The 20288-nt window shown below is 52.7% G+C and carries 17 protein-coding genes; 12 read left to right on the top strand and 5 right to left on the bottom strand.

The window, feature by feature from the left end; genetic code table 11:
* The first annotated feature begins 114 nt into the window (after positions 1 to 114).
* The 4 genes from aceK (at position 115) to pyrF (ending at position 5730) form a co-directional block, all read left to right on the top strand.
* Positions 115 to 1824 (top strand): bifunctional isocitrate dehydrogenase kinase/phosphatase, encoded by a 1710-nt coding sequence (gene aceK / locus AXE65_RS01835; protein ID WP_068387212.1) that lies wholly within the window; start codon positions 115 to 117, stop codon positions 1822 to 1824.
* A gap of 19 nt (positions 1825 to 1843) precedes the next feature.
* Positions 1844 to 2800 carry a GlxA family transcriptional regulator gene (locus AXE65_RS01830; RefSeq protein WP_068387209.1) on the top strand — a complete coding sequence of 319 codons (957 nt, stop codon included), beginning with the start codon at positions 1844 to 1846 and terminating at the stop codon, positions 2798 to 2800.
* A gap of 91 nt (positions 2801 to 2891) precedes the next feature.
* Positions 2892 to 4991 (top strand): carboxy terminal-processing peptidase, encoded by a 2100-nt coding sequence (locus tag AXE65_RS01825; RefSeq protein ID WP_068387206.1) that lies wholly within the window; start codon positions 2892 to 2894, stop codon positions 4989 to 4991.
* 1 nt (position 4992) lies between these two features.
* Positions 4993 to 5730 carry an orotidine-5'-phosphate decarboxylase gene (pyrF, locus tag AXE65_RS01820; RefSeq protein WP_068387203.1) on the top strand — a complete coding sequence of 246 codons (738 nt, stop codon included), beginning with the start codon at positions 4993 to 4995 and terminating at the stop codon, positions 5728 to 5730.
* Between the two features lie 353 nt (positions 5731 to 6083).
* Here pyrF and AXE65_RS01815 read toward each other — a convergent pair whose 3' ends face one another.
* Entirely contained in the window at positions 6084 to 6971 is an 888-nt protein-coding gene (locus AXE65_RS01815) for a sugar nucleotide-binding protein (RefSeq protein ID WP_068387226.1), read from the bottom strand.
* Positions 6972 to 7219: 248 nt separating this feature from the next.
* Here AXE65_RS01815 and AXE65_RS01810 point away from each other — a divergent pair, with 248 nt between their 5' ends.
* A complete protein-coding gene (locus AXE65_RS01810; protein WP_068387197.1) occupies positions 7220 to 8869 on the top strand; it encodes an electron transfer flavoprotein-ubiquinone oxidoreductase in 1650 nt (549 codons plus the stop codon).
* 6 nt (positions 8870 to 8875) lie between these two features.
* On the opposite strand, the gene AXE65_RS01805 is transcribed toward AXE65_RS01810, so the two are convergent.
* Genes AXE65_RS01805 through AXE65_RS01795 form a run of 3 tightly spaced genes read right to left on the bottom strand, consistent with a single transcriptional unit; the run spans position 8876 to position 11089 of the window.
* Positions 8876 to 9430 (bottom strand): DUF1285 domain-containing protein, encoded by a 555-nt coding sequence (locus AXE65_RS01805; RefSeq protein ID WP_068387191.1) that lies wholly within the window; start codon positions 9428 to 9430, stop codon positions 8876 to 8878.
* Positions 9431 to 9441: 11 nt separating this feature from the next.
* Positions 9442 to 9786, bottom strand: coding sequence for a cupin domain-containing protein (locus tag AXE65_RS01800; protein ID WP_068387188.1), 345 nt, complete (start codon positions 9784 to 9786; stop codon positions 9442 to 9444).
* Complete coding sequence (locus AXE65_RS01795; RefSeq protein ID WP_068387183.1) at positions 9767 to 11089, bottom strand: nucleotide disphospho-sugar-binding domain-containing protein; 1323 nt, start codon at positions 11087 to 11089, stop codon at positions 9767 to 9769. The genes AXE65_RS01800 and AXE65_RS01795 overlap by 20 nt, the downstream gene beginning before the upstream one ends.
* A gap of 179 nt (positions 11090 to 11268) precedes the next feature.
* Here AXE65_RS01795 and acs point away from each other — a divergent pair, with 179 nt between their 5' ends.
* Complete coding sequence (acs, locus tag AXE65_RS01790; RefSeq protein WP_068387178.1) at positions 11269 to 13206, top strand: acetate--CoA ligase; 1938 nt, start codon at positions 11269 to 11271, stop codon at positions 13204 to 13206.
* 38 nt (positions 13207 to 13244) lie between these two features.
* Here acs and AXE65_RS01785 read toward each other — a convergent pair whose 3' ends face one another.
* The gene (locus AXE65_RS01785) at positions 13245 to 14075 is read right to left on the bottom strand and encodes a MurR/RpiR family transcriptional regulator (protein ID WP_153015362.1); all 831 of its coding nucleotides are present in this window, start codon (positions 14073 to 14075) and stop codon (positions 13245 to 13247) included.
* A 146-nt stretch (positions 14076 to 14221) separates the two neighbouring features.
* On the opposite strand from AXE65_RS01785, the gene AXE65_RS01780 reads away from it, so the two are divergent.
* Genes AXE65_RS01780 through AXE65_RS01755 form a run of 6 tightly spaced genes read left to right on the top strand, consistent with a single transcriptional unit; the run spans position 14222 to position 20247 of the window.
* Positions 14222 to 15247: a polyamine ABC transporter substrate-binding protein gene (locus AXE65_RS01780; RefSeq protein WP_068387171.1), complete on the top strand. Its 1026-nt coding sequence runs from the start codon at positions 14222 to 14224 to the stop codon at positions 15245 to 15247.
* A gap of 45 nt (positions 15248 to 15292) precedes the next feature.
* Entirely contained in the window at positions 15293 to 16324 is a 1032-nt protein-coding gene (locus AXE65_RS01775; RefSeq protein ID WP_068387168.1) for a polyamine ABC transporter substrate-binding protein, read from the top strand.
* 9 nt (positions 16325 to 16333) lie between these two features.
* On the top strand, positions 16334 to 17443 hold the full coding sequence (locus AXE65_RS01770) for an ABC transporter ATP-binding protein (RefSeq protein ID WP_079213997.1): 1110 nt from the start codon (positions 16334 to 16336) through the stop codon (positions 17441 to 17443).
* Complete coding sequence (locus AXE65_RS01765; RefSeq protein WP_068387162.1) at positions 17436 to 18317, top strand: ABC transporter permease; 882 nt, start codon at positions 17436 to 17438, stop codon at positions 18315 to 18317. The genes AXE65_RS01770 and AXE65_RS01765 overlap by 8 nt, the downstream gene beginning before the upstream one ends.
* A complete protein-coding gene (locus tag AXE65_RS01760) occupies positions 18314 to 19135 on the top strand; it encodes an ABC transporter permease (RefSeq protein WP_068387159.1) in 822 nt (273 codons plus the stop codon). The genes AXE65_RS01765 and AXE65_RS01760 overlap by 4 nt, the downstream gene beginning before the upstream one ends.
* Positions 19136 to 19149: 14 nt before the next feature.
* Positions 19150 to 20247: a DmpA family aminopeptidase gene (locus tag AXE65_RS01755; RefSeq protein ID WP_068387156.1), complete on the top strand. Its 1098-nt coding sequence runs from the start codon at positions 19150 to 19152 to the stop codon at positions 20245 to 20247.
* Positions 20248 to 20288: the final 41 nt, after the last annotated feature.

The raw sequence follows: 20288 nt of genomic DNA, 5'->3' as shown, positions 1-20288 counted from the left end.
CTGATTTTCGAACGTTTGAAGTACCTATTTTTACCAGTCATATCAGGAAGTTATCATGCCATAAAAACATGTTTGCTTCCTAAGACCCTCGCTTTTATTGCTCAAGAGATCAACATGCCCAAACAATGGCCTGCCGATACGATTGCCCGCCTGATTCTGGCGGGCTTTGACGACTACCGCGAGCAGTTCCAAATCATCACCCGCGGTGCGCGCGAACGTTTTGAGCGTGGCCAGTGGCCTGCCACGCAGCAGGCGGCCAGCGAGCGCATTGCCCTGTACGAACTCAAAGTCAAGGCCACGCGCGATACTCTGTGCCGTGCTTATAGCGATACGTTGCTGCTCGATGTCGCCTATTGGCCGGATGTAAAAGCCGCGTATATCCAGCTGATTGACCCGCGTTTTGACGATGAGCTGGCCGAGACCTGGTACAACTCGATTTTTTGCAGCCTGTTCAGCCATGACCTTATCAGCGACCGCTGCATGTTTATCCACAGCACGCGCCCGCTGCGCCGCGAGCAAGCGCGCACTACGCAAACCCGTGATTACCCTCCGAAAGGCGATATGGCCGGTTGTTTAGCGCAGATTTTGCGCGATTACCGTTTTGATCTGCCTTTTGCCGACCTTAACGCCGACAGCCAGCGTCTCGCGCAGCAATTAGCAGACAGTTTGCCGGTGGACGCTTGGCAAATGATTGAATTGTTTTCCGGCGTGCTTTATCGCAATAAAGGCGCTTATTTAGTGGGGCGCATTTATGGGCAGAACAGGCAATGGCCGTTAATGATTGCGTTAATCCACGATGAAGAGCGCGGCATTGTCGCCGATGCGTTGATTACCGATGAAGACGAAGTATCGATTATTTTTTCTTTTACCCGTTCGTATTTTATGGTCGATGTGCCGGTTCCGGCGGATTTTGTCGGTTTTCTTAAAAGTATATTGCCGGGTAAACATATTGCCGAGCTTTATACCTCGATTGGTTTTTACAAGCAGGGCAAAAGCGAGTTTTATCGGGCACTGATTGCCCATTTGGCGAGCAGTGATGAGCAGTTTGTCATGGCGCCCGGCGTGCGTGGCATGGTTATGAGTGTATTTACCTTGCCGGGCTTTAATACGGTTTTTAAAGTCATTAAAGACCGTTTTTCGCCGACTAAAACCATTGAACGGCATACCGTTATTGAAAAATACCGGTTGGTTAAAAATATCGATAGGGTAGGGCGCATGGCCGATACCCAGGAGTTTTCTGATTTTCGCTTTCCTAAAGAACGCTTTGCTCCCGAATGTTTGGCTGAATTATTGGAGGTAGCTCCTTCCACCGTGGTTTTGGAAGCAAGCGGGCAAGTGTTGATTCGCCATTGCTGGACGGAGCGACGAATGATTCCGCTTAATCTCTATCTGGAACAGGCAAGCGCTTTGCAACAAAAAGAGGTATTGGACGATTATGGCCTTGCCATTAAACAACTGGCGGCGGCCAATATTTTCCCCGGCGATATGCTGTTAAAAAACTTTGGTGTCACCCGGCATGGGCGTGTGGTGTTTTACGATTACGATGAAATTTGTTTCTTGCATGAAGTGAACTTTCGCCGTATTCCGCCGCCGCGTTATCCAGAAGACGAAATGGCTGCCGAACCTTGGTATTCCATTGCCCCCCAAGATGTGTTTCCAGAAGAGTTCCCGACTTTTTTATTTGCCGATAGCGCAAAGCGGCGCTTGTTCAATCAACTGCACGGGGAATTGTTTGACGCAGACTTTTGGCAAAGTCTGCAACAGGCGATAGCCGCAGGGAAAATTATCGATGTATTCCCTTACCGCAGGCCGCGCGATGCGTGAAAGCAGGTAAACTCGTCGCATGTTTTTTCGCCCAATAACCCTGTTGCTGTTTCCCTGTGCCGACGCCCTTTCTGTGGCGCTGACCCAGCAGTTGCTCAGCCGTGCGCGAGCGCTTGAGCCTGCTGTAGGTTCGCTGCAGATTCTGCACAGCGAGCCTCCGAAGAAAAACGCGGCGGGCTGGCAGTTGCCAGGCGAGCCGTGGAGCGAGTCACATTTGGCGCAGACGCAGTGTCTGTTGCTGCTTGCAGGCGAACCTTCAGTCGCGCTTGCACCTGAATTAAGCGCCGCGCTCAAGCAAGCGGCGCAGCGCGGCTGTGTGCTGGGTGGTTTAGGCGCGGGGATTTATCCACTGGCGCAGGCCGGGCTGCTCGATGGCTATCGCACTGCAGTGCACTGGCTTTTTCGCGAAGACTTTGCCGAACGCTTTGCGGCCGTTTTGGCCAGCAATCACCTGTTTGATATTGACCAAGGCCGCATCAGTGCTTGTGGAGGCTTTGCCATTGTCGATTTGCTGCTGGCGCTGCTGGTTCGTGATTTTGGCGCGGAACTGGCCGGACGTTTGGCCGAAGAGTGGGTGATTGAGCGGCGGCGCGGCGGCGATGAACTTCAGCGCATTCCACTGCAAAATCGCTTAGGCACCGGCCATCCCAAATTGACCCAAGCGGTTATTTTGATGGAGGCCAATATCGAAGAGCCGCTTTCCACCGATGATATTGCCCGTTTGGTCTGCGTATCACGCCGTCAGTTGGAGCGCATCTTTAAACAATATTTAGGCAAAGTGCCGAGCCAATATTATCTGGAGCTGCGTCTTGCCAAAGCGCGGCAACTACTATTGCAAACCAGTAAATCCATTATCCAAATTGGCCTATCGTGCGGTTTTTCCTCCGGGCCGCATTTTTCCAGCAGCTACCGCAACTTCTTTAAAACCACCCCGCGCGAGGACAGAAGCAAGCGGACGGGCGCCGCTTGCACTTAAAACGTGATAAAAAGCACGATAAAGGTACAACGCTAAGCGAGCCGACTTTTGAGCTACCATCTGCCGCTACCCGAGATTATGTGAACCGCCTATGAAAACGCCCCTTGCCCGAGCCACTTTGCTCGTTGTCTTTTTATCAGCGTTGCTTGCTTCGTTTGCGCACAGTGCAGGCAATCCTTGGGACGAACTCGAACCCAGCCGCAAGCAAGTGATTGCCAGCTTAAATACCGTTGAGCTGCTGCGCCGTTATCACTACAGCAAGTTGCTGCTGGATGATGCCCGCTCGCGGCTGATTTATCAGGGCTATCTGAAGATGCTCGACCCGTCGCGCAGCTACTTTATCGAGAGCGACATCAAAGAGTTTGACCGCTGGCAGACGCGTTTCGACGACCTGCTGAAAAAAGGCGATTTAGAACCGGCCTTTACTCTCTACAAGCGTTATCTCGACCGCGCCAGCGAGCAGCTTGATTTTATCTTGGCCGAGCTTGGCAAAGGCATCGGGGCGATGGATTTTTCCCGTGATGAAACACTGCAAACCGAACGCAAAGATGCGCCTTGGCTTAAAACCCGTGCTGAACGGGATGATCTCTGGCGCAGACGGCTGAAAGACGAAGTGCTGCGCCTGCGCATTACCGGTAAAGATGATCAGGCGATTGAGGAACAACTGACCAAGCGCTATCGCAATCAACTCACCCGCCTTGCACAAACGCGCGCCGAGGATATTTTCCAGACTTACATAAACGCCTTTACCGGCTCTTACGACCCGCATACCAACTACCTGTCGCCGGATAACGCCGAAACCTTTGACATCAATATGAGCCTGTCGCTGGAAGGCATCGGCGCGGTGCTGCAAAGCGATAATGACTTCGTCAAAATCGTTCGTCTGGTACCGGCAGGTCCCGCCGACAAGAGCAAGCAACTGGCGCCGGCCGACCGCATTATTGGCGTGGCGCAAGGTAATGGCGAAATGGTCGATGTGGTCGGCTGGCGACTGGATGAAGTGGTCAAGCTGATACGTGGTCGCAAAGGCTCCAAAGTGCGCCTTGAGGTCATCCCGGCCAGCAATGCACCGAATGACAAAACCAGCAAAGTGGTGGTGATTATCCGCGAGGCGGTCAAGCTCGAAGAACAAGCGGCGAAAAAATCCCTGTTGCACTTAACCCGCCAAGGTCGCCCCTATACCTTGGGGGTTATTGATATTCCGGCCTTTTATCTCGACTTTAAAGCGCTGCGCGCGGGACGCGAGGATTACCGCAGCACCACGCGCGATGTCAAACGCCTGCTTGATGAGCTTAAGCAGGACAAGATAGACGGCGTGGTGATTGACCTTCGCAACAACGGCGGTGGCTCGCTGCAAGAAGCGACCGAGCTTTCCGGCCTTTTTATCCGCCAGGGCGCGGTGGTATTAGTCAGTAACAGTAATGGGCAAATTGACCCGCTGTTTGCCGAAAGCGACGGCGAACAAGCCTATTACAGCGGCCCGCTTACGGTACTGGTCAACCGTCTTTCCGCCTCAGCCTCGGAAATTTTTGCCGCCGCCATGCAAGATTATCACCGCGCTTTGGTGCTCGGCGGGCAGACCTTCGGCAAAGGCACGGTACAAAGCATTCAGCCGCTTAATCACGGCGAACTCAAATTAACCCTCGCCAAGTTCTACCGCGTTTCCGGGCAAAGCACCCAACTGCGCGGTGTGATACCCGACATCAGCTACCCCACGCTGATCGATACCAAAGAAATTGGCGAAAGCAGCCTGCCGCAAGCCATGCCCTGGGACAGTCTTAACTACCCATCGAAAAACAGCTCCATTCCCGCCAATCCCTTTACGCCATACCTTTATGAGCTACAAAAGCGTCATGACCAGCGCGTGGCCGCTAATGCTGATTTTGTCTTTACCCGCGAGCGTCTGGCGCTGAACCAGCGGCTGATGCAGCAAACCGAAGTCAGTCTGAACGAAACGCGCCGCCGCGCCTTTCAGCAAAGCATCGAAGCCGAGCAACTGGCGCTGGAAAATACCCGCCGCAAGGCTAAGGGTGAGGAACCCTTGCAAAGTCTGTCTGAGGAAGAAGGCGATAACGGCTTGCAGGTCGAGGCCGAAAAACCCAAACCCGAAAAAGACGCCTGGTTGGTCGAAAGCGGACAAATCCTGCTCGACTGGCTGGATTTAAGCCACTCGGCACTGGCGAGTCACTGATATGCCGGTCTGCCAAACCCCGTTTATCCTCGCGCTGGATTTTCCTACGGCGGATAAGGCCATTGCACTGGCCGAACAGTTGCAGCCATCGCAGTGTCGCCTGAAAGTGGGCAAGGAATTATTTACCAGGGCAGGTCCTTTCGTGGTTGAAGCCTTGCAGAACAAAGGCTTTGAAGTCTTTTTGGATCTTAAATTTCACGACATCCCCAATACCGCCGCAATGGCGGTAAAAGCCGCTGCCGAACTTGGCGTATGGATGGTCAATGTGCATTGCGGTGGAGGCCTTCGCATGCTGCAAGCCTGCCGCGAAGTGCTTGAACAATGCGCAGGGGGCAAGCCGCTGCTGATTGGCGTAACCGTATTGACCAGCATGGAACGCAGTGATTTGGCGGGGATTGGCCTTGACTGCGAACCCGAACAACAGGTACTGCGCCTCGCTGGATTGGCAAGTGAGGCTGGATTAGACGGTTTGGTCTGCTCCGCCCGCGAAGCCCGCGCCCTGAAAGCCGCGTATCCGGACTTGGCGCTGGTCACGCCCGGCATCCGCGCGGCAGCCTGCGCGGCTGATGACCAAAGGCGTACCTTAAACCCGAATGAAGCCTTGGCCGAGGGCGCGGATTATTTGGTCGTGGGCAGGCCGATTACCGCTGCTGAAAATCCGGCAAAAGCACTGGAGCAATGGATAACCCAGTTAAACTTCACCGATAAAACAAAAGCAAAGGGAGTGCTTGCACGATGAGGATAGACTGGCAATTGGGTGAATCTTTTTGGTTTTATCAAAAAGAGGCGAGATTTGAACAAACAGCCGCTTCTGCATCCGCTACGGTGATTGATTTAATAAGAAAGCGCAGCCGTAGCAAGAACAGCCAAGACACAGATGCCTTATTCAACCACTGGCAGTAACCCGCCTGCTGATCGGCGTGGCGAAATCGTTGCAGTCTTGTATAAGCCGGATAAATCTGATGATGGGCAGCGTGATATTGGCGAGATTATTTCAACTGTCTTTGGATTGATTTTTCTGTAGTCGGGTGATTGGTTTTTTATTTGCAATTCATCAGCGGCTAAAAATCCCGGGCGAGCGCATTACGAAGATTAAGCGGTTTGACCCCGCTGAAAATACCGCTTGAGTACATCGGCCAAACCCACCCGCCAGGCACGCGGTTTAATGCCAAAAGTTTCGAGGATTTTTTTACAGGAAAGCACCGCGTGCTGCGGCTCGGTTTGGTGGTCTTTGCATAGTTCGTGTGGCGTTGGCAAAAGTCTTGCGGCAAGGGCAGGGTGAAACTGCGCCGCTTCATCCAAAATCGCTTGATACAGCGCCAGCGCCGTGCTCGCTTCATGTCCGCCATAATGGTAGGTGCCCCAAAGCGCTGCCCCGCAATCAAGTTGTTTCAGCACGGCCAGCAGCACCCGCGCGGCATCGTCTACGGTGCAGGGGCTGCCACGGCGGTCATCGGCGGCGGGTACTTCGCCAGCTTGGCTCGCTTGCTGTAAAAAACGCTCTAAATGCCCGCCGCGGCTTTCATCCAATAACCAGCCAAAGCGCAGCAATACATGCTTTTGGCAGCGCGAACGCAGGTGCTCTTCCATACGCTGCAAGGCTGTGCCGATGGCACCTAGCGGGGCCAGCGGTTCTTGTTCGTCATAAGCCATCGCGCGTGTGCCGTCGAATACCAGGTAACTGGATGGTTGCAGCAAAATAATGCCGCGCTTTGCGCAATAATTGGCCAGATAACGACTTAAGCGCTCCCCGGCAGACAGTGACTGTAGGTTTGTTGACTGAAATCCATTCCAATCATGCGCAAGATTAAGTAAAGCGTCCGGGCGCTCTTTATCCAGATGCGTCTTGGCGGCTTGCCAGGTGAAACCTTCGGCGGGCGTAGGCAGACAGACAAAATCAATACCCAGGCCGCCTGCTTGACGCAGCAACGCTTGCCCCAAGGTGGTATCACTGCCCAGCACTAACAGACGCATTTGTATCAACGGCAAAGGGATGCTCTCAAAAGCGGGTAAAAATCAAGGGAAATAGCGTAAAAACCTTGGCATTGTGCGGATTTTTAGTGCGCAGGTCACGTTTTTATGATAGTGGACGGCGCTGGCAGGCATTCTGCAAACTGTCCGCGCAGATACAGTCAGTCGGAAGTCCAGCTCGCTATAATGCCGCCGCGCCCGGTACGCGCGGCCTTTGGTAAAACAACCAGCCTGAATAAACAAATGGGAGATTGTCCGTGGAACGCGAGTTTATGGAATTTGATGTGGTCATCGTCGGCGGGGGACCTGCGGGGCTTGCAGCGGCTTGCCGGTTAAAGCAAAAGGCCGCTGAAACGGGGCAGGAAATCAGTGTTTGTTTGGTGGAAAAAGGCTCGGAAGTCGGTGCTCATATTCTCTCCGGAGCCGTGTTTGAACCGCGTGCGTTAAATGAGTTATTCCCCGATTGGCAAGAAAAAGGCGCGCCACTTAACACCAAGGTTTTGCGTGATGATATTTATTTACTGAGAAGCGCTGAAAAAGCCAGCAAACTGCCTAACCTCTTTGTGCCAAAAACCATGCACAACGAGGGCAATTACATTATCTCGCTCGGCAACCTGTGCCGCTGGCTGGCTGAACAGGCCGAAGCATTGGGCGTAGAAATCTACCCCGGCTTTGCCGCACAAGAAGCTTTGCTCGATGAGAACGGTATTGTGCGCGGCATTATCACGGGCGACCTTGGCGTAGGCCGAGATGGACAGCCGAAAGACGGCTATACCCCGGGTATGGAACTTCGTGGTAAGTACACGCTATTTGCCGAAGGTTGCCGTGGTCATATCGGCAAGCAGCTTATTAAAAAATATCAACTAGACAGCGAAGCCGACGCCCAGCATTACGGTATCGGTATTAAAGAGCTTTGGGATATTGACCCGGCTAAACATGAAGCGGGATTAGTGGTGCATACCGCGGGTTGGCCGCTCAATAATGAAAACCCCGGTGGCTCTTTTCTTTATCACTTGGAAAATAACCAGGTAGTGGTTGGCTTGATTGTCGATTTATCCTATTCCAATCCGTTTTTATCGCCCTTTGACGAGTTTCAGCGCTATAAACATCATCCGCGGATTGCGCAGTATCTCGAAGGCGGCAGGCGGGTAGCCTATGGCGCACGGGCGATTTGTAAAGGCGGTTTTAATTCATTACCGAAGATGGTTTTCCCGGGCGGTGCATTAATTGGCTGCGATTTAGGCACACTTAACTTTGCCAAAATCAAAGGCAGTCATACGGCGATGAAATCCGGCATGCTCGCCGCTGAAGCCATTGCAAAAGCGCTTTTGACGCAGCGTGAAGGCGACGAACTGACGGATTATGTTGAAGCCTTTAAAGCCAGTTGGCTGTATGACGAGTTGTTCCGTAGCCGCAACTTCGGCGCGGCGCTGCACAAGTTTGGAACCTTGCTTGGCGGTGCCTTTAACTTTATCGACCAAAACCTGTTTGGCGGTAAAATCCCGCTAACGCTGCACGATAACAAGCCCGATTACGCCTGCTTAAAAGAAGCGAGCCAGTCGGCAGCTATTGAGTATCCCAAGCCGGATGGCAAACTGAGTTTTGACAAGTTGTCTTCGGTATTTTTATCCAATACCAATCATGAAGAAGACCAGCCCATTCATTTACGACTAACCGACCCTTTAATTCCGATTGGGCAGAACTTGCCAAAATATGATGAGCCGGCGCAGCGTTATTGTCCGGCCGGGGTTTATGAAGTGGTTAAAGATGACAGCGGGCAGAGCCAGTTTCAAATCAATGCGCAAAACTGTGTGCACTGCAAAACCTGTGATATTAAAGACCCGGCGCAAAACATCACTTGGGTTACGCCGGAAGGCAGCGGCGGGCCGAATTACCCGAATATGTAATGCGCTTTAGCTTGGCAGCGGACCGATAGGGAAACATTGTCCGCTGCTAAAAACGACCAACCATTGTTCGCCGTTAATGGATTGCTCTTCGGCCATTGCTACCAAGCGGTAAAACAAATTGCGGTGAATTAACGCCTCTAAATTATCGCGCACGAGAATATAAGGTGCAGGTTCGCCGCTTTTTTGATCAATTACCACGCGAATGGGGTGTTCGGCGTTTGCCGTGACCTCGTCGCCCACATGGGTTACAAAACGCAGCACTTGCGTTTTTCCTTCGCCCTCAGCTTGCATATCCACTGCAACAAAGGGTGCGTCATCGACGCGGATACCGACTTTTTCCACCGGCGTGACCAGAAAATACTGCTCGCCGTCACGGCGGATAATCCGCGAAAAAAGTTGCACCATCGAATGACGGCCAATAGGCGTACCCAAGTAATACCAAGTACCGTCACGGGCAATACGCATATCCATATCGCCACAAAAAGGCGGGTTCCACAAATGTACCGGTGCAGGACCTCGTTGATTCGCCCTGGCCGCTTGCAGCAGATTATCCACACTCATCGTTTTACCTTTTAAGCAATCATATAAACCTTACAAATTTCTTGAGTAACGTGACAAACGCCTTTCCAGCCTTTGCGGAAAAAGACAATACAGTCGCCGTCTATCTCAATCACTTCACCGTTTTCGTGAATGTAAGTGCAGCGGCCTTCAAGGAAGTGGCAGAACTCGTCGCGCTCAACCTCGCAGCGCCATTTGCCTGGGGTGCAGCGCCAAATGCCGCATTCGGATTGACCGTTTGCGCCTTTATGCAGCAACCGGCCGCTGGTTTGCGAGCGGCCTTGCAGGCCATTGTCGATAGCACCCCAATCGGTAAGTGCGGTGACGGCAGCGGGTTTTTTAATAACGGGCGTTTTCATGGTTTTCCTTTTCAGTGTTTTGCAGGATTTTATCGAGAATGTGCGCCGCTTCGAGCGGGCCGGGGCGTGCTTGCATGTGGTGGCTGGTCTGTTGCAGGCGTTGCCTTATTTTTGCATCGGTGCAGCAGTGAGCGATATTCGCGGCAAGCTGGCTTGCTGTCCAGTCATAACGATCAAGACGCAGGCCGTGGCCGGTTTCCTGCACGCGCATGGCATTATCGTGGCCGTCCCAAGCGTAGGGCATGATAATGGCCGGTTTGCCGAAATAAAGGCATTCGGTAAAACTGTTATTGCCGCCGTGATGAATCACCAAATCCGCTTGCGCAATCACCGAAGGCTGCGGAAACCATTGGTCAATCAATACATTATTGGGTAGCTGTGAATAAGCATCGAGATAATCGCCGACATTGACCAATACGCGATAGGGCAGAGAGCTAAGTACTTGGATAAGCCGCTTAATTAAATCGGTATCGCCGCAGCCCAAGCTGCCGAAGCTCACATAAATTAATGGCTTGTCGTGATTAACTGGAAACTTTGGTATGGCGTAAGGCGCTTCTTTACGTACGCAGCCTTGCAAATAATGAAAACGCCCGCTATCGAGGGGATGACGGCGGTTAAAGCGCACCGGATCGGGATAGAGCAATAAATTCATCCAGGGTGAGTCTTCAAAAAAAGTACCCAGCGGATAAGGTCGTTCGCCGCAACGGATAAGAAAATCATTAAAGCCCGCGTGGACTTCTTTGATCGCCTGATGAAACGCGGCGCGAAACCGTGCGTGGCCGTCTTTGTCATCTTGCGCCATGCCGGATAGGTGCGGCGGAATATCGGGGTCTTCGATTTCGTTTTCCGAACAGGAAATAATCCTTACCCAAGGTTTACCCTGTGCTTTGCTGTATTGCTTAATGGCCGGAAATAAAATGACGTTATCCACGCAAATTAAATCCGGCTTGAGTTGTTTGAGTAATGCAGGCAGCTCTTTTTGCGCCCATTGGCTGGTTTCGACTATGGCTGCCCAGCATTCCTTAATATAATTATCCAGTTGCTCGATGGGCGATTTACGAAAGTTAGGCAAATGACTATTGATAAAATCTGACCAATAACGCGCCATTTCATCGGCAGGCATAGGCGCGGACATATTGACTGGATATTCTTCAAAACCGTAACCGCTATACAGACCGCTCATGCCCGGGTCGGTTAAAAAGACGCACCGGTATCCCAATGTCTGGCAGGCTTGGGCGATACCCACGGAATTAAGCGCAGGGCCATAGGCGGCTTCCGGGAAAAAGGCAATGGTTTTAGACATAACAACGCTCCGATTTATTCTTGTGTCTTTTGTGGGTATAGCGGCAAAGCCAAGGTTTTACCACAGAATGCCCTCTGGCAATTCTTTGGTTGTAGTGTTTTGCGACTTTGGCTTGCTTGAAAGCCACAGCACTGTGCGCCAGACTTGCGATCTTTAAAAAGCACAACAAGGAACTTGTCATGTATGAGATTACCCGTCATCCCGTCTCCGAAGCCGTGCGCCAGCGTGCCCATCTCACCGATGAGGACTATCTGCGCCTGTACCGCCAGTCGATTGAACAGCCACAGCAGTTTTGGGGCGAGCAGGCGAGCGCCTTTCTCGACTGGTTCAAACCTTGGGATAGCGTCTGCCAAGGTGTGATGCAGCAAGGCACGGCGACTTGGTTTGCCGGTGGCAAGCTTAATGTTGCGTATAACTGCATCGACCGTCATCTGAGCGCACGTGCCGAACAAGTGGCCTTTATTTGGGAAGGCGACGAGCCGAATGAGTCGAAAAAAATTACCTACCGCGAATTGCACGATAAGGTCTGCCGTCTTGCCAATCTGCTGAAAAGCCGGGGCATTAACAAGGGCGACCGGGTCTGCATCTATATGCCGATGATTCCTGAAGCGGCCTTTGCCATGCTGGCTTGCGCCCGTATTGGCGCGGTGCATTCGGTCGTCTTCGGCGGTTTTTCGCCGGATTCGCTGCGCGACCGTATTTTGGATTCGGACTGCCGCGCGGTGATTACCGCTGATGAAGGCGTGCGCGGCGGCAAACGTATCCCGTTAAAAAACAATGTGGATAAAGCGCTCAGCGAATGCCCGAAGGTCACGACCGTAGTGATGGTTGAACGCACCGGCGCGGCGGTAGGGTTTTGTGAAGGACGCGATTTGCGTTATGCCTCTGCGCTGCAAACGGTACCCGCCGATTGCCCGCCAGAGTGGATGGATGCCGAAGACCCGCTGTTTATCCTCTATACCTCAGGCTCGACCGGCAAGCCCAAAGGCGTACTGCACACTACCGGCGGCTACCTGCTGCAAGTGGCGATGACCCACAAATACATCTTCGACTACCACGAAGGCGATATTTTTTGGTGCACCGCCGATGTCGGATGGGTCACCGGGCATAGTTACATCGTCTACGGACCGCTGGCCAACGGTGCCATCAGCCTGATATTTGAAGGCGTACCCAACTACCCCGACTGCTCGCGTTTTTGGCAGGTGGTCGATAAACATCAGGTCAATATCTTTTACACCGCGCCCACCGCATTGCGAGCATTGATGCGCGAAGGCGATCAGCCGGTGAAAAAAACCTCACGGCAAAGCTTGCGTCTGCTCGGCACCGTGGGCGAACCCATCAATCCAGAGGCTTGGGAATGGTATTTTAATGTCGTCGGGCAAAGGCGCTGCCCGATTGTCGATACCTGGTGGCAGACCGAAACCGGCGCCATCATGATTGCCCCGCTACCCGGTGCAACTGAACTTAAACCCGGTTCAGCGACGCGCCCATTCTTTGGCGTGCAACCGCTGCTACTCGACGAACAAGGCAAGGAAATTGAAGGAGAAGGCAGCGGCGTGCTCGCCATCAGAGCCAGTTGGCCAAGCCAAATCCGCAGCGTGTTTGGCAGCCCGCAGCGCATGCTGGAAACCTATTTCAGCGCCTACCCCGGCTACTACTTCACCGGCGACGGCGCACGCCGTGACGAAGACGGCTACTGGTGGATTACCGGCCGCATCGACGATGTGATTAACGTCTCCGGTCACCGCATTGGTACCGCCGAAGTAGAAAGCGCGCTGGTGCTGCACGAAGCCGTGGCCGAAGCAGGCGTAGTCGGCTACCCACATGACATCAAAGGCCAGGGCATCTATGCCTTTGTCACGCTAATGGCCACAGTGCAGCCGAGCGATGCGCTGAAAAAAGAGCTGACCGCGCTGGTCGGTAAAGAAATCGGCAACTTCTCCAAACCCGATTTAATCCAGTGGGCATCGGCTTTACCGAAAACCCGCTCGGGCAAAATCATGCGCCGCATCCTGCGCAAAATCGCCTGCAACGAGCTGGAAACCTTAGGCGATACCTCAACACTGGCCGACCCCAGTGTGGTGGATGGCTTAATTGAAAAGCGGCTAAACCGTTAGCGTTTACTCCTCCCTCTCCCGCATGCAGGGGAGGGAGGCTATGTACGATATAACCGCAACCGCTGCACCCGTTCCCGATAAGCCGCGAGGCGGTTTTTTAGATGACTTTTATGGGCGCTGGCAACGCAATGCAGCAGCACATTGAGCGCACAGGTCAGCCCGCCGGTGGATTCGAGAATGAGGCCCGTTTTGGTCTTCATACAGAGGATATGCGGCGTGTGAATATGGCGGGCAATGCCGTATTCGTCGGTAAAAACCACTAAATCGGTATCCTGTTGCAGGCAATGATTGGCAAAAGCGATACCGGCATCGGCGTAGGGCGCAATATCAATCAAAATCACACAGCAGCGCTGTTTGTGGCTGTCCAGCCACTGCCCCAGCACACCGCTGTAAAGGTCAAGAAACTCCACACCTTCGCGTACCAAGGCAAGGCGATTGGCAAAGTCTTCGGCGAGGCCTCGTATGGTCTGGAAACCGCAGACAAATACCCGTTCAGCACGGCTGACGCGGCTTACGATGTCCTGCCAATGGGCGCTGCCAAGACACTCGGCAAATTCGCGCAGCGCCTCGATTTCTTCATTGAGGTGGGCAATTAAGTCATCCGGTTGCTCAAGGCGCTCAATCAGTGTGCCATTGAGCAAAGACTGCACGCGCACGGCATCACGCAGTTCTTCTTTCAGGCTTTTCAAACCCTTGTAGCCGAGCCTGCGCAGGAAACGGCTGACGGTATTCGGGCTAACTCCGCTTTTTTGCGCGAGTGTTGCGCCGTTCTCAAAGGCCAGCGTTTCCAGATTGGCTTGCAGATAAACCCAGAGTTTACGTTCGGATGGGGTCAGCTTGCCGAGCTGTTCCAGATGGGTGCTGAGCATGGGGAGCATCCTGCGCAGTGGAGGAATGACATTTTTATATCACAGAGTTGGATTTTGGAATAAATATAGTCTACCCTTGTCGCAAAGTCCGCGAATCGATGCAAGAGTATCTTTCGCGCTTCACAACAAAAAACGTGGAGAACCCCATGACAAGGTATCCGCTTATCGCAGTACTGGCTGCTTGGCTCGTCAGCAACGCCGCCGCCGAAGAGTTGCACCTGTACAACTGGGGCGACTACATCAATCCGCAAATTCTTGGTCGTTTTACTGAGGAAAGCGGCATTAAAGTGTCCCTGGATGTTTACGGCAGCAATGAAGAAATGCTCGCCAAGTTACAAGCCGGTGCAACGGGTTACGATTTGGTATTTCCTTCAGTGCATATGCACGACAGCATGGCGGCGCTGGGGCTTTTGGAAAAAACCCATATTAACCAGAGTGAGGGTTTTAAGAATATTGATACGGCTTTCTTGCGCGCTAAATCCGACCCAAAAGGCGAATATTGTTTGCCCTATGCTTGGGGCACGGTGGGAATTTTTTACAATAAATCGCAAGTCTCCAAACCGATAGAAAGTTGGGCAGATTTTTTTGCTGAGGCCCAATTGGGCAAAAAAGTCACCATGCTTGATGATGTACGGGAAACCTTGGGCGTGGGTTTGATTGTTAATGGCAAGTCGGTCAATAGCCATAATGCGGAAGATTTAAAACAGGCGACCGATTGGTTGTTGCAACGCAAACCGTTAATCAGTGCCTTTACTTACGATGTGCAGGCGTTAGTGGCTTCCGGCGATGTGGCGGCGGCGCATTTTTTTGTCGGTACTTCACTCATCTATGCCAAGAGCGACCCGGATAATTTGTTTGTGGTCATTCCGGAAGAAGGCGCAACGCTCTATCAAGAAGATATGTGCATGCTAAAAAGTGCGCCAAATAAAGAAAATGCCAAGCGCTTTATGGAATTCTTTTTAAGGCCGGAAATTGCTGCGATGAACGCCGCGCAACAAATGAACGGCACCATCAACCGTGCTGCTATCGCTTTATTGCCGGCTGAACTGCGCGATAATCCACAAATCAACCCGCCAGAAAAAGTGCGAGCCAAGTTGCAAATCTTTGAAGATTTAGGCCGCGATTTACGTCAGTATGACCGCGCTTGGACGCGTGTACGTACGGCGGACTGAGCCAAACCACCATAGCACAATAAATCACAATAAGGGAGAGAACCCATGTTACTGAATAATCTTCGTGCGGTCTTTGTTGCCGTATGGTTTGTCGCCAGCGCTGCGCAGGCGAACGGGGAATTGCATTTGTACAACTGGGGCAACTATATCAATCCGCAAATTCTTGGTCGTTTTACTGAGGAAAGCGGCATTAAAGTGTCCTTGGATGTGTACGGCAGCAATGAAGAAATGCTCGCGAAGTTACAAGCCGGTGCAACGGGTTACGATTTGGTATTTCCTTCAGTGCATATGCACGACAGCATGGCGGCGCTGGGGCTTTTGGAAAAAACCCATATTAACCAGAGTGAGGGTTTTAAGAATATTGATACGGCTTTCTTGCGAGCTAAATCTGACCCAAAAGGCGAATATTGTTTGCCCTATGCTTGGGGTACGGTGGGAATTTTTTACAATAAATCGCAAGTCTCCAAGCCGATAGAAAGTTGGGCAGATTTTTTTGCCGAAGCCAGGTCTGGTAAAAAAGTCATTCTGCTGGATGATATGCGCGAGACTTTAGGACTTGCTCTAATCGTTAATGGTAAATCGGTCAACAGTGAAAACCCCGATGATTTAAAACAGGCGACCGATTGGTTACTGGCGCGTAAATCCTTGGTGTCGGCATTCAGTTATGACAGTCAAACGCTGGTGATGTCCGGCGATGTAGCGGCGGCACATTTTTTTGTTGGCGCGTTAATGTACGCCAAGAGCGACCCTGATAATCTGTTTTATGTGATTCCCAAAGAAGGTGCCACGCTTTATCAGGAAGATATGTGCATGCTGAAAAGTGCGCCAAATAAAGAAAATGCCAAACGCTTTATGGAGTTCTTTTTAAGGCCGGAAATTGCCGCCATGAATGTCGTACAGCAAATGAACGGTACGCCCAATCGTGAAGCGGTAAAACTATTGCCGCCAGAGCTGCGTGATAACCCGCAAATCAATCCGCCGCCCGAAGTCATGGCACGTTTGCAGATTTTTGAGGATTTAGGCCGCGCGTTACGCCAGTACGACCGTGCCTGGACGCGCTTTCGCAGCGCAGATTGAGCCGCAGGTATGAGTGGCGTAATGGCGGATGTCGTTGAAGTCTGTGATGCGGTCAAGTGCTTTCGCACGCCGGAAGGCGGCTTGGTGCAAGCGTTGGACGGGGTAAACCTGATCGTTGCTGAGGGTGAGTTTGTCACCCTGCTGGGGCCTTCCGGTTGCGGCAAGACCACATTGCTGCGAGCCATCAGCGGATTTGAGCCGCTCGATAGCGGTGAACTGCGTATTCAGGGACGCTCCATGCAAGGCGTACCGCCGCACTTGCGGCCGGTACACACGGTATTTCAGAGCTACGCACTGTTTCCGCACATGAACCTTGAGGCCAATGTTGGCTATGCGCTGGATGTGCGCGGCGTAGCCAAGGCGCAGCGCAACCGACGGGTGGGCGAGGTTCTGGAATTGGTCGGGCTTGCCGGTATGCAAAGGCGTAAACCGGCGCAGCTTTCTGGTGGCCAGCAGCAGCGTGTAGCACTGGCGCGGGCGCTGGTAGACCGCCCGGCGCTGCTTTTGCTGGATGAGCCGCTGTCCGCGCTCGACCGCAAACTGCGCCAAACCATGCAGCGCGAGTTAAAGCATTTGCAGCATGAGCTCGGGATTGCCTTTGTCTTCGTCACCCACGACCAAGAAGAAGCGTTGACCATGAGCGACCGTATCGTTGTGTTAAACGGCGGGCGCATCCAGCAAAGTGGCGCGCCCGCGCAGATTTACGACCGTCCGGCCAATGCCTTTGTCGCCGGATTTATCGGCGACAGTAACCTGTATCCGCTACAGGTGCAGAACATCACCGCACAGGGTGCTGAGCTTGTGCATCAAAGCGGCGAGCGTTTTTGGCTGGGCAAGCAGAGCGGTTTAACGATTGGGCGGCAAGGGCAACTATTGTTGCGACCGGAACAGTTTTATTTGACCTGCCCGGGAGAAGGCTACGCCCAGTTGCGTGGGCAGGTGGAGCAATGGATGTTTCTTGGCAAGGATTTTGAATTGCTGGTACGCAGCGAACATGGCCTTGCGGTTAAGGCCACCGTCAGTGATACGGCGCGGCAAATCGCCCTGCAAGTTGGGCAAGCGATCAGACTGTGGTACGCGCCGCAGTCGGCGCATTGGTTGGAGGCATCCAGTGCATAAGCGAGCGGCGTTGGCGCTGCGGCTGCTGCCGGTCAGCTTGGTCGTTGGCCTGTTCTTCCTGCTGCCGCTTGGCATTATGGCGCTATACAGTTTTTTGGAGCCGGGCGTTTATGGCGGTGTGGAGTGGCAGTTCTATCCCGATAACTTTGGTCGCGTGCTGGGCTTTGCCGATGGCACTTATGAGGATTTTGACCCGGTTTACCTCGCCATTATTGTGCGCTCGCTCAAACTTGCGCTGATGACTGTGGTTTGTTGTTTGCTGCTGTGCTATCCGATGGCTTTTTGGGTGGCTCGCCAGCCGCAACGCATGCGCAACTTCTGTTTGTTTTTAATTACTTTGCCGTTTTTTACCAGTTTGATTGTACGCCTTTACGCTTGGCTTTTAATTTTGCGCCCGAGCGGTTTTATCAACAGCCTTTGGCTTGCCACAGGTGGCACAGAGCCGTTTGACTTAATGTACCGTGAAGGTTCGGTACTGATTGGCCTGTGTTACATCCTCGTGCCTTTTATGTTTATGCCACTGTATGCCAGCGTCGAAAAACTCAACCCGAGCCTGCTGGAAGCCTCATCCGATTTGGGCGCAAGCCGCCTGCAGAGCTTTTGGCGGATAACCTTGCCGTTAACTTTACCGGGTATTGCCGCAGGCTCTTTGTTGGTCTTTATCCCCAGCCTTGGCAACTTTATCGTGCCTTCATTATTAGGCGGCGCACGGGTTTTAATGATTGGTTCATTGGTCGAGCAGCAGTTTCTTTCCGCTCGTAATTGGCCGTTTGGCGCAGCACTCGCCATGCTGCTGATGGCGGCGGTATTGCTCTGTTTAACACTTTACGTATTGCTGCAAAGCCGTCATGAACAAGGCGAGGTTAGCAGATGAATGGGTTGCGGCGGATACTCGGCAGCTTTGCTCTACTGTTTTTTATCTTTTTGTATTTGCCGATTGCGCTGATTGTATTTTATTCATTTAACGCCAATCCCATCAATATGATGGTGTGGAGCGGCGCTAGCCTGGACTGGTATCGCTCCATCTTTGGTCTATCCAATAACCTAAGTGAAAATGCGCTGTATCTGGAATCAACAAGCCAATTGCTCGCGTCACTGCGCAGCAGTTTAACCGTGGCGTTTTTTACTACGCTGATTTCAACGGCTGTCGGCACATTAACCGCATTAACCCTGGCGCGTTTTCGTTTTCGCCTTAAATCGCTGTACCGCCTATTGTTGTTTATGCCAATGTTGATGCCGGATATTGTGCTGGGTATTGCCTTGCTGATTTTCTTTATCAGTGTGGGGCTGCCGCTGGGCAAAGTCTCCATTATTATTGGCCACTGCACATTTTTAATCAGTTATGTCTTTATTGTCGTCAGCGCCCGTTTGGCGGGGATGAATACGCAGCTTGAAGAGGCCTCTGCTGATTTGGGTGCATCCCCCTGGATAACCTTTCGGCGCATTACCTTGCCGCAAATTTTGCCCGGGGTAATTGGCGGGGCGTTACTGGCATTTATTATTTCAATGGATGATTTGGTCATTACCTATTTTATTGCCGGTGTGGATTCAACTACTTTGCCGGTTTTTATTTACGGCATGATTAGGCGCGGTATAAAGCCGGAAATCAACGCCATTGCGACGTTATTGTTGCTTGCTTCATTATTGATTGCAGCGCTTGGCTTGTATTTTCGCAGCAGGCAAAGTCGTTAAAAGGAAATAACTATATGATTATCAACAAAAAACCGCGCGCCCGTGAACTGGGTTTGCCATTGCTTGGTACGCCCGCACCACTTAATGCCATTACCGATGTGGCGGGCGTTTTGGTGGGTTATCGCACACTGGACGATATCGCTGAAAGCGGCAAGCGGATAAAAACCGGTGTAACCGCTATTTTGCCACGCGGTTATCAGCGCTCGCCGCAGCCGGTTTTTGCCGGAATTCATGTCCTTAACGGTAATGGCGAGATGACCGGCAGCCACTGGATAAAACACGGCGGCTATTTTCTAGGACCGGTCTGTATCAGCAATACCCATGCGGTCGGTACGCTGCATCAGGCGGCGGTGCGCTGGATGCTGCGGCAGTACCAAGATGAATTTATCGAACATCATCTGTGGGCGATGCCGGTGGTGGCAGAAACCTACGACGGTGTGATTAACGACATCAACGGCCTATACGTTACTGAAAACGACGCACTGTCCGCGCTCGACAGTGCACAGGGCGGCGCTGTCGCCGAGGGTAATGTCGGCGGTGGTAACGGCATGATTTGCTACGGTTTTAAGGGAGGTACCGGTACCTCCTCACGGCTTATCGAGATTGATCGGCAGCGATACTGTTTAGGCGCACTGGTGCAGGCCAATCATGGGCGACGTGAATGGTTTCGTGTGCTTGGCGTGCCGGTTGGCGAGCGTTGGAGCGAACCGCCGCCGAGCGGGTTGGAAGATGAACGTGGCTCCATCATCGTTATTCTGGCAACCGATGCGCCGCTGTTGCCGCATCAACTGGAACGGCTGGCACAGCGTGCCGGACTTGGGCTTGCATTGGGCGGAACGCCCGGCGGCAATAATTCCGGTGACATCTTTTTGGCCTTCAGTACCGCCAATGCTCGCCGGCTACCGCCGCTTTCACCGGCGCGGGTTAGTTTCGATTGTTTGAACGATGAGTATATCGACCCGCTCTATCTCGCCGCCGTGCAGGCGACCGAAGAGGCCATCCTCAATGCCATGCTGGCCGCTATCGACACGCCCATGCAAAAGCCCATCGGGCTGTGCCGCGCCCTGTGCGGGCAGCGACTTAAGCAATTGATTGGGCAGTCATTTAGCTGACTTCCCGCTGCTGCTTGTGAGAAACAGAGCAGCAAACTGTA

The sequence above is a fragment of the Ventosimonas gracilis genome (assembly GCF_001580025.1).
In the GTDB taxonomy this organism is placed as follows: domain Bacteria; phylum Pseudomonadota; class Gammaproteobacteria; order Pseudomonadales; family Pseudomonadaceae; genus Ventosimonas; species Ventosimonas gracilis.
Note: the sequence above shows the minus strand (reverse complement) of the source record. Positions and strands in the feature narration are given on the sequence as shown.

Bases quoted from the DNA above. Each gene is read 5' to 3' on its own strand.
- AXE65_RS01755 (WP_068387156.1), top strand. From the start codon at position 19,150: ATGATTATCAACAAAAAACCGCGCGCCCGTGAACTGGGTTTGCCATTG.
- AXE65_RS01800 (WP_068387188.1), bottom strand. From the start codon at position 9,786: ATGAAAACGCCCGTTATTAAAAAACCCGCTGCCGTCACCGCACTTACC.
- AXE65_RS01775 (WP_068387168.1), top strand. From the start codon at position 15,293: ATGTTACTGAATAATCTTCGTGCGGTCTTTGTTGCCGTATGGTTTGTC.
- AXE65_RS01825 (WP_068387206.1), top strand. From the start codon at position 2,892: ATGAAAACGCCCCTTGCCCGAGCCACTTTGCTCGTTGTCTTTTTATCA.
- AXE65_RS01805 (WP_068387191.1), bottom strand. From the start codon at position 9,430: ATGAGTGTGGATAATCTGCTGCAAGCGGCCAGGGCGAATCAACGAGGT.
- AXE65_RS01780 (WP_068387171.1), top strand. From the start codon at position 14,222: ATGACAAGGTATCCGCTTATCGCAGTACTGGCTGCTTGGCTCGTCAGC.
- acs (WP_068387178.1), top strand. From the start codon at position 11,269: ATGTATGAGATTACCCGTCATCCCGTCTCCGAAGCCGTGCGCCAGCGT.
- AXE65_RS01830 (WP_068387209.1), top strand. From the start codon at position 1,844: ATGTTTTTTCGCCCAATAACCCTGTTGCTGTTTCCCTGTGCCGACGCC.
- AXE65_RS01760 (WP_068387159.1), top strand. From the start codon at position 18,314: ATGAATGGGTTGCGGCGGATACTCGGCAGCTTTGCTCTACTGTTTTTT.
- aceK (WP_068387212.1), top strand. From the start codon at position 115: ATGCCCAAACAATGGCCTGCCGATACGATTGCCCGCCTGATTCTGGCG.
- AXE65_RS01770 (WP_079213997.1), top strand. From the start codon at position 16,334: ATGAGTGGCGTAATGGCGGATGTCGTTGAAGTCTGTGATGCGGTCAAG.
- AXE65_RS01795 (WP_068387183.1), bottom strand. From the start codon at position 11,089: ATGTCTAAAACCATTGCCTTTTTCCCGGAAGCCGCCTATGGCCCTGCG.
- pyrF (WP_068387203.1), top strand. From the start codon at position 4,993: ATGCCGGTCTGCCAAACCCCGTTTATCCTCGCGCTGGATTTTCCTACG.
- AXE65_RS01785 (WP_153015362.1), bottom strand. From the start codon at position 14,075: ATGCTCAGCACCCATCTGGAACAGCTCGGCAAGCTGACCCCATCCGAA.